6 protein-coding genes are annotated in these 6,461 nt (G+C 63.1%); 4 read left to right on the top strand and 2 right to left on the bottom strand.

Annotated elements, in window-relative coordinates; all coding sequences use genetic code 11:
- Positions 1–592 precede the first annotated feature (592 nt).
- The 4 genes from GWC77_RS09240 (at position 593) to GWC77_RS09225 (ending at position 4,303) form a co-directional block, all read left to right on the top strand.
- On the top strand, positions 593–1,798 hold the full coding sequence (locus tag GWC77_RS09240; protein WP_173256606.1) for a DUF2863 family protein: 1,206 nt from the start codon (positions 593–595) through the stop codon (positions 1,796–1,798).
- A 187-nt stretch (positions 1,799–1,985) separates the two neighbouring features.
- Positions 1,986–2,837 carry a response regulator transcription factor gene (locus GWC77_RS09235; RefSeq protein WP_173256605.1) on the top strand — a complete coding sequence of 284 codons (852 nt, stop codon included), beginning with the start codon at positions 1,986–1,988 and terminating at the stop codon, positions 2,835–2,837.
- 66 nt (positions 2,838–2,903) lie between these two features.
- Positions 2,904–3,578: an energy-coupling factor ABC transporter permease gene (locus GWC77_RS09230; RefSeq protein WP_173256613.1), complete on the top strand. Its 675-nt coding sequence runs from the start codon at positions 2,904–2,906 to the stop codon at positions 3,576–3,578.
- Between the two features lie 173 nt (positions 3,579–3,751).
- Positions 3,752–4,303 (top strand): hypothetical protein, encoded by a 552-nt coding sequence (locus tag GWC77_RS09225; protein WP_173256604.1) that lies wholly within the window; start codon positions 3,752–3,754, stop codon positions 4,301–4,303.
- Between the two features lie 96 nt (positions 4,304–4,399).
- On the opposite strand, the gene GWC77_RS09220 is transcribed toward GWC77_RS09225, so the two are convergent.
- Both GWC77_RS09220 and yaaA read right to left on the bottom strand, forming a co-directional pair.
- The gene (locus tag GWC77_RS09220; RefSeq protein WP_173256603.1) at positions 4,400–5,560 is read right to left on the bottom strand and encodes a carboxypeptidase family protein; all 1,161 of its coding nucleotides are present in this window, start codon (positions 5,558–5,560) and stop codon (positions 4,400–4,402) included.
- A gap of 72 nt (positions 5,561–5,632) precedes the next feature.
- Positions 5,633–6,415, bottom strand: coding sequence for a peroxide stress protein YaaA (yaaA, locus tag GWC77_RS09215; protein WP_173256602.1), 783 nt, complete (start codon positions 6,413–6,415; stop codon positions 5,633–5,635).
- Between the last annotated feature and the right edge of the window lie 46 nt (positions 6,416–6,461).

Here is a 6,461-nt window from a genome sequence, read left to right as displayed (position 1 = left end):
TGTGTAAGGCATGCCGCCAGCGTTCAATCTGAGCCAGGATCAAACTCTTCAGTTCAATACCTGTTACTGTTTTCGACTCTTTACGAGTCGGTCGCTCACTCAACGTACTGACGTGTTTTCGATTCCACCCATTGCTGGATAGCTCGAAACCTTCCTCAATACTGTGTGAGACTTGATACTTTCGCTTATGCACATCACTCCGAAGAGTCACATGCCGCTCGCCGCATCAAGTGCCCACACTTATCGACTGTGAATTGTTAAAGATCGCGTCGCTCAACCGCTCGCCGTCATCACCACCCCGGCTCACCGTCTTGCGTTGCTGCTCAAGCAGCAGAGAAGCGAGATTATGCAGCCCTTCTCGTACATCGTCAACTGGTTTTTGGCGTCGCCTTGCTGCTATTCCAAAACCGGCCAACCCGCGCTGCACATCGACTTCCCAAGCTTCGCGCCGCGTTGCCGAATGCGCGAAAGGGCGCAATTCTAGGCCCCTTCTACGCACCTTGCAAGCGCTATGCGCGGACATGATTAAAAGCCGCACGCAAGGGACTCGACTAGAATGGAGGGTTCATCGAATCCAACCTCACTCATTCCTATGCGCTCGCGAATCGCCAAACGCCTTCCTCCCGATGCCGATAAGCTCGTCGGCTTGTCTCTGGCACTCTTTGCGTCGGGTAGCCGTGTCGAAGATCGCTTCTGGGAGGCCAAGCTCGATGCCCTGCTTGCGAAGATCGTCCGCAACGGCAATCAGACGACGCTCGACGCAGCGCTCGATCATCTTCAGCAAAACCACCCCGACGCCTATGGCGCGCTCGCCGACATGGCCGAAACGCACAGCGAATCGTTCGTCGTCGAACACGAAGGCGTCGCATACGAAGCGCTGCTCGTTGCGGCCCCCGTGCTCGCCTGGACGCGCTACGTCATCCCGTCGGGCCCGCTCAAGGCCGATTCGGTCGAGGCGTTGCGCGCGCACCTCCAGGCACACGTCCTTGCCGGCGAGACCCGCGTCGCTCTCGCGCCGTTTCTCTACAGCATCGATCAGTTGCCGAGACACCATGTGGAGACCTATCGCGTCGCCCAGCAACTCATCCAGGCCGCATTGAACAGCACGCCCGCGAAGATCAACTCCGGCGACCTGCCCGAAACCTCGCCCATCCTCGCCGATCCGCGCTTCTTGCTGGCGGTGGTCGCGGCCCCGGTCGGCGCGCCGCTCTTTCGCTGGCAGGAGGAGGAAAACGGCGTGCGCATCGAGCGCGGTCAGTGCCTCGAGCAGTGGGCCACCCAAGGCGGCGCCAATCTCGCCCTCGTGCTGCCCGGCTGCGAATTCGAGTGCCTGTTGCCCGACGCCTATTACTCGGCCTGCCGCGATGCCGACGAGCGTGTACGTCCGCACACGGTGCGCACCGCCATCCGCTATCTGTTCGACACCACGGGCGCGGCACCGCAGGAGTTGCGCGCAGTCGTGGCCGGCTTCGGCGAAAGACGTATCGATGAATACCGCATCGGCTTCACGCGGCGCGGCAGCAACGACGTCGTCTACGGCGTCGTCTGGCCACTCTATGGGCGCGAAAACGGCGAGCTCTCCGGCGACGAGGAAGCCGAGGATACGGACGGCCCGCTCGAGGAAATCATCGCGCTGCTCAAGGAAGCCGGCGTCAGCGACATTCGCCGGCATGCCGGACGCTTCGAACCCGAATACTGCGACGATTGCGGCGTGCCGCTTTACGCGGACCCGCTCGGTGAAATCGTTCACGCCGAAATGCCTGAAGACGCCGAGCCCGCTCAACCGCACTTTCACTGATCCGCACGCCGGACGGTGGCCGGGTGGCCATCGTCCGCCACCGTCCGCACCCGTCCTATGCCGTCCGGCTAGCCGCCTCGCTGTAAGGAATTTGTCATTATTGCGTCGGCGGTGCATGAAGCCCGGCCGGCCCGCTCCCGGCTCGTTCCGACCCGCACCGCCTGATTGGACTACCCAGGAGGCAAGTATGCGGTTCGCAGTTCTCAGTACAGAAGCAGAACGACGCGACGGTCTGAAGGCGCTGTTGCGGCAAATCAACCGGCAGGCCCGCTTTTGCGAGGCCAGGGATTGGGCGCAGATCTATCGGGCACTCAGGCGCGCCCCCGTGGAGCTGCTCGTCGTCGACTGGCACGATGCCATGCGCGCGTTCGAAGTACGCGCCGCGCTTGCCGAGCATCCAGGTCTGCGCGTCGCGGTACTCATCGACGATGCCTCGGCCGCGCGTGTACGGCCTTTGATGGACGAAGGCGGCGTGCACGGTGTCGTTCCGCGCACGACGAACCCGAAGCTGATCGTGCGTCTGCTGGAACTCGTACTGGCCGGCGGACATTACGCACCTCATTCCGCGTTTCTACCCGACAACAAGACGCCCGCCGAACTCCCTGTTCCGATAGCGCGCATGCGCGAACTCGCCGCGCCGGCGCGCCGCACCCGGTTCACGCCCATGCTTTCGCCGCGTCAGGAGCAAATCATGCGGTGCGTTCATATGGGCAGCACGAACAAAATGATTGCGCGCACGCTCGGCATCAGCGAAGGCACCGTGAAGATCCATCTGGCCAGCATTTTTCAGCAACTAGGGGCGCCTAACCGCGCCGCGGCCGTCGCGATCTACAACGGATGGCTCACGCCGCAGCTGCAAGTGCTGCGGCCGGAATGCGAGGGCGCGCGCAAACCCGCGCTGGGACAAGCCGGGCCGATTCCGCTGCGTGCCGGCGAAGGATACAAGTATCCTCTGCTCGCCAACGAGGACCCGCACGGACTGCCGATGGCAGCTGAGCCCGAAGTGCCGTTTCGCAAGACGATATCGCGTACCGGCTGACGGCAAAGCCATCCGCCCGCGCGCGGCGCTCGCACGATCGGCATTCCAACGAGTAATATGGACGATATGGGTTTCCTTTATACGCCGCTTCAGCCGTGGGTCGTCATCGGTGCGTGGTTCACCGCGGTGGCGCTCGTCGCGCTCGCCCTGGCATGCAAGCCGTTCAGGCGCCTGCAGGATGCAACACTGCAGCATGTGTGGCTCGCTGTCGTCGTGGCGATCTCGGTGCTGTGGGCGACGAACGCATGGCTGGACGACGGTCCGGTCATGCATCTGCTCGGGGCGACCCTTTTCGTCACCCTCTTCGACTGGGCGTTGGCGCTCGTGGCCATGGCAGCGGTCTCGGGAATCGCCGCCGTCGTCTTCGACGCGACTTGGCAAGGCGTCGCCCTGACCTTTCTCGTCTATGGCGCGGTACCCGTGGGCATCTCGACGCTCGTGCAGCGCGCAACCACGGCCTGGCTGCCGCGCAACCTTTTCGTCTTCATCGGCGTACAGGGCTTCATCTCGCCGGCCGTTGCCGCCGCCCTCGCCGCAGGCGCGGCCGTGGGCGTGCATGTCGCGCTTGCCGGTGGGTCGCTCCTGGTAGTGCCGGCCGGATACGCGTTCGGCGTGCTGCTGCTCGCGCTCGGCGAAGCATGGTTCACGGGGATGGCGACGGCACTCATCGCCGTCTACCGCCCCGCATGGGTCACGACCAACGATGTCAGACGCTACCGCCTCGGCGGACCGCGCATGTGAGCCATATCGTGGCTCGCTGCCGTAGACCGTCGCGCAACGTGCCGAGCGCGTATGCGACGCATCCTGCCTGCGTGACCATTTCACGATCATCGGCCGAAATATTCGCTCGCCGATTGAACTCCGTCCGCGAGTACGGCATCTTACGTGCCTGATGTCTCAATTCGATCGACTGGATGGATAGCTCCCTCACCTCGCGCCGCCTGCGCCAGCTCATTCGTTGGCTGACGGCAGCGGCCGCCGGTTTCACCGTTATCACTGCAATACCCGCGCGCGCCGATCTCATCGACGAGCGTAACGAGATGGTCGCCAAGTTCATCAACGAAATGCATGCGGACCCGCTCGTCGCAGATTGCGCAGCGCATGGCGCATTCGTCGCCAGCACCTCGAACGTGATCGATCGCGTCGTCTTCCCGCCCGAGTCTTTCGACAACGCCCATGCGTCGATCAAGCCGTGGAACGATTCGTTCGACGAAGGCAAGCAGCGGGTGAAGGTGGACAATATCGTGACGGTGCCGGGACAAGGCATCGCCAAGGACAAGGATCACGCGCCGTACGCGTTGTCGTTCCGGTGCGGCTATGTCGGCCCGCAGATGCTGGCGTTCAGTTGGAACGATCCCGTGCCGGCCGCCAAGCCGCGGTCCGAACATTCGACGAGAAAAGGCAAGTCCAAGCACGGCAGCAAGCAAGGCGCAAAGAGATCGACGAGGAAATCCACCGCCCAGTAAGCCGTGCAATGTTGAATCGTCCGGCGCCCGCATGGCGCGGGGCGGCCGGCACGTAGCCGGCACGTGGCCGGCACGCGATGCGGGCGGCCGGCTCCGTTACCGGAAAGCCTCGATGTGATGCAGCACAGCGCCGAGCATCGCCGCACCCAATGCAGCACTGCGCTCGCCGTTCCAGCCCACGCGCTCGTCCGGTAGGTTCGCGTTGTCCTTGAACGGCATCTCGAGCGTCAGAGAAAGGCAGCCGAACGCATTGCCGACGTACTTCGACGCAAGCTTGAGCGCATCCTCCTGATACTTCCCGGCTTCGTAACCGTGCTGGTCCTGGAAATCGGGGCTCGCAAGCTTGAACGCTTCGATGAATGCCGCCTGCTCCGTCGCTTGACTGGCCGTGAAGCCCGGGAGCATTTCGCAACCCGCGACGAAGACGTAGGGCAACGCCTCATCGCCATGGATATCGAAGAACATGTCGCACCCGATGGCATGCAGCGCATCGCGCACGGCGAATACTTCGGGACTGCGCTCGGGATCCGGCTCCATCCATTCGCGGTTCAGGTTCGCACCCGCGGCATTGGTCCGCAAATTACCGTGCACGCTGCCGTCAGGATTCATGTTCGGCACGATATAGAACACCGCCTGTTCGTACAGCTTGCGCGCAACCGGGTCGCCGGCCCAATCGCCCCATCCCGCGAGCCGCTTGACGAGCCCCTCGACGAACCACTCCGCCATCGTTTCGCCGGGGTGCTGACGCGCAATGATCCAGACACGCTTCTTGGGCGGCAGTCCGCCCTCTTGCTCGGACGTGCCCAACACCAAAAGCGACATCGGCCGTCCCTCGACCGTCTTGCCGAGTTCGGCCAGCGTCGCATGCGGCATCTGCTGGATCGTACCGAGCAATTCCGCGTGCCGCTCTCGCGTGTAGGGCTCGAAGTACGCGTAGTAGACCGAGTCGAATTCGGGGGTGTGATCGATCGTCAGAACGCGGCCATCGTACGACGTGGGTACGCGAAACCAATGGACGCGATCGTAGCTCGCGACGGCGCGATAGCCGGGCCACCCGTGGGGGAACGCGCATTGCGCCGCATTTTCGAACGTCATCAGGCAGCGTTCGCCGCGCGCGCCGCTCAACCGGAAATAAAACCATTGCGCGAAGTCGGCACGATTGTCGGGCCTCACACGCAAGCGGATGTCCGCGGCATCGCGACAGGCCAGGACCTCGATTGCACCACCGTCAAAATTGCTCGTAATCGAAAGCGTCATGATGTTCCCTGGCCCAAGCCATAAGAGCGAATGAAAGTGCCGTCGCGTGCGGCCGCCTGAGCGCGCCGCGCTTCAGTCACCGGCGCGACGGCGGAAAACGTACGTGTTGTCGTTCGACGCACCCGCGTCGAAGCGATAGCCTTCGGCCGAGAACGCCTTGAGCGCATCGGGCGCTTCGAGGCGGTTTTCGACCACGAAGCGGGCCATCATGCCGCGCGCCCGTTTCGCGTGGAAGCTGATCACCTTGTAGCGTCCGCCTTTCCAGTCTTCGAAGACGGGCGTGATCACCGGCGCGTCGAGCCGTTTCGCCTTTACCGACTTGAAGTACTCCTCCGACGCGCAATTCACGAGTACGCGTGCGCCATGCGGCTTTTTGCGAAGCTGGACGTTGAGCGCCTCGGTGATGCGTTCGCCCCAGAAGGCGTATAAATCCTTGCCGCGCGCGTTGGGCAAACGCGTGCCCATCTCGAGCCTGTATGGCTGCAACAGATCGAGCGGCCGCAGTAGGCCGTACAGTCCCGAAAGCACGCGCACATGCTGCTGCGCGTAGTCCAGATCGGCAGCCGAGAGCGATCGCGCGTCGAACCCTTCATAAACGTCGCCATTGAAAGCGAGGACTGCCTGCTTCGCGTTGCGTTTCGAAAAACGCGGCGACCAGTCCGCATAACGCTGGAAGTTGAGCGTCGCGAGCGCATCGGAAATGCTCATCAGCGAGGCGAGCTGCTGGGGGGACAAGCGGCGCAGGTCGTCGACGAGCAGTGCCGCATCGGCGGCAAACTCGGGAATCGTATGACGTGCAACGTGAGGCGGCGTCTCGTAGTCGAGCGACTTCGCCGGAGACAAAACAATTATCATGGAGCCTTGCCGGCACGCCGTGCCGAGCCGTGAATGCGAAAAGCCC

It is taken from the genome of Paraburkholderia sp. NMBU_R16, from assembly GCF_013282575.1.
In the GTDB taxonomy this organism is placed as follows: domain Bacteria; phylum Pseudomonadota; class Gammaproteobacteria; order Burkholderiales; family Burkholderiaceae; genus Trinickia.
This window is presented reverse-complemented; position numbering and strand designations above follow the sequence as displayed.

Bases quoted from the DNA above. Each gene is read 5' to 3' on its own strand.
- GWC77_RS09240 (WP_173256606.1), top strand. From the start codon at position 593: ATGCGCTCGCGAATCGCCAAACGCCTTCCTCCCGATGCCGATAAGCTC.
- GWC77_RS09235 (WP_173256605.1), top strand. From the start codon at position 1,986: ATGCGGTTCGCAGTTCTCAGTACAGAAGCAGAACGACGCGACGGTCTG.
- GWC77_RS09230 (WP_173256613.1), top strand. From the start codon at position 2,904: ATGGGTTTCCTTTATACGCCGCTTCAGCCGTGGGTCGTCATCGGTGCG.
- GWC77_RS09220 (WP_173256603.1), bottom strand. From the start codon at position 5,560: ATGACGCTTTCGATTACGAGCAATTTTGACGGTGGTGCAATCGAGGTC.
- yaaA (WP_173256602.1), bottom strand. From the start codon at position 6,415: ATGATAATTGTTTTGTCTCCGGCGAAGTCGCTCGACTACGAGACGCCG.
- GWC77_RS09225 (WP_173256604.1), top strand. From the start codon at position 3,752: ATGGATAGCTCCCTCACCTCGCGCCGCCTGCGCCAGCTCATTCGTTGG.